This window comes from Psychrobacter sp. 1U2, assembly GCF_051847575.1.
Genome location: NZ_JBPYDC010000211.1, coordinates 1 through 1,396, shown reverse-complemented (window position 1 = coordinate 1,396; position 1,396 = coordinate 1). Strand labels below are relative to the sequence as shown.

At 43.5% G+C, this 1,396-nt stretch carries 2 protein-coding genes; both read right to left on the bottom strand.

Annotated elements, in window-relative coordinates; genetic code table 11:
* Positions 1-269 (bottom strand): NAD(P)-binding domain-containing protein (locus ACS8FD_RS14565; RefSeq protein ID WP_439276383.1); only part of this gene is annotated, 269 nt, incomplete at its 3' end.
* A 172-nt stretch (positions 270-441) separates the two neighbouring features.
* Positions 442-1,396, bottom strand: a 955-nt coding sequence (locus ACS8FD_RS14560) for a TilS substrate-binding domain-containing protein (protein ID WP_439276382.1), incomplete at its 5' end; no start/stop codon positions are given.

Genomic DNA, 1,396 nt, shown 5'->3' with positions numbered 1-1,396 from the left:
TCAGCAAAAGCGCTGACAACTTTATTCATGACTTGAGGTTTTACCGCTAAGACGACGACGTCAGCATCAATGATCGCAGCCTTTGGGTCTACACTTGCATCAACCGTATTCATCTTTTGATCTTCAAACTGCTGACGTGTCTCAGCGCTAGGTGCTGATACGGTGATTAGCTCAGGTTTGACACCGCAGGCAATAAGCCCACTTATCAAAGCTTGCGCCATGTTTCCGCCACCGATAAAGCTGATTTTTTTATTGTCGAGTACTGACATTATTATTCCTCACTAACAAAACGCAAAGTATCCAAAGGTATAGTTTTCAAACGTATATCATGACATCTAAAATGACACTTAGTCTACCATACTGCCACGAGCATTAAAGAAATTTATCTGTAGTCCAATCACCTCAAAAACCGATTAACGTAACGATTTTATTGCATACTGGCTATATGCTTAAGATATTTTTGATAGCACTAGCTAAGAAACCACTATCATTTTTAACGTTTTCCAACGATTTATCAGTCCCTAGCACCCAACTTTCAAATGGCGATACTAGCAATAACGGCAACGCTTCATCTTTATGAGCGAAGACAATACTAACAACCACCAAGCTATCACGCAGCCAAACAGGCACGCCAAGTGTTTGATAGAGTTTTTTTCCTGCTTGTGGTCGAGTGACTAGAGCCGTTTGCACGCGCTGCTGCCGTCCTAATGGTGTACACGTTAGCTCAATCTTATCTTTATTACTTATAAGCTTATCGCTGATGAATCTATCATTTATAAAGTGTATCAACGTATTGAGCGCGATTTCTAATTGCCAATCAATACCTTTGCCTGTGCGTAACATCACCATCATCGCATGCTTTTGAGGCAAGCTTGAACAAGGTAACATTTGGGTGTGTGCAGTAAGTGGTAGCGCTAGCCATGCAAGCCAACTACTGCTAAGACGATACAGCTGCTGACGATAACGGCGGATAGTGTAAGTCTGCTTACTGCCTTGCCAGTCTAATTGGGTTTGATGGTTGTGATCATTACGTTCAGTTAAGCTTAAAACATCATCGACAAGCTGCTTGGACGGCGGCAATGGCTCTTCTTGCGTGAGCCAAGTATGTATGAGTTGGCGTTGACGATAGATAGGCAATGAGTGCAGTTTGTCGATATTTAGCACACGTTGCGCTGGTGGATAATTCAACAGAATAATAGCGGTCTGCTGCAAGTCTTGTACGGCTTGATCGCTCACGATAGCTTGAGCATCTGCGAGTAACTGCGCACTGCGAGCAATGTTATCAATAACATTCGAGTTATACGTAGCAAGTGCTGGCATGATATCGCGGCGCAGCCCACTACGCATATTATCGCCGCTGTCATTGGTAGGGTCATCGATATACGGCAGCTCTAAC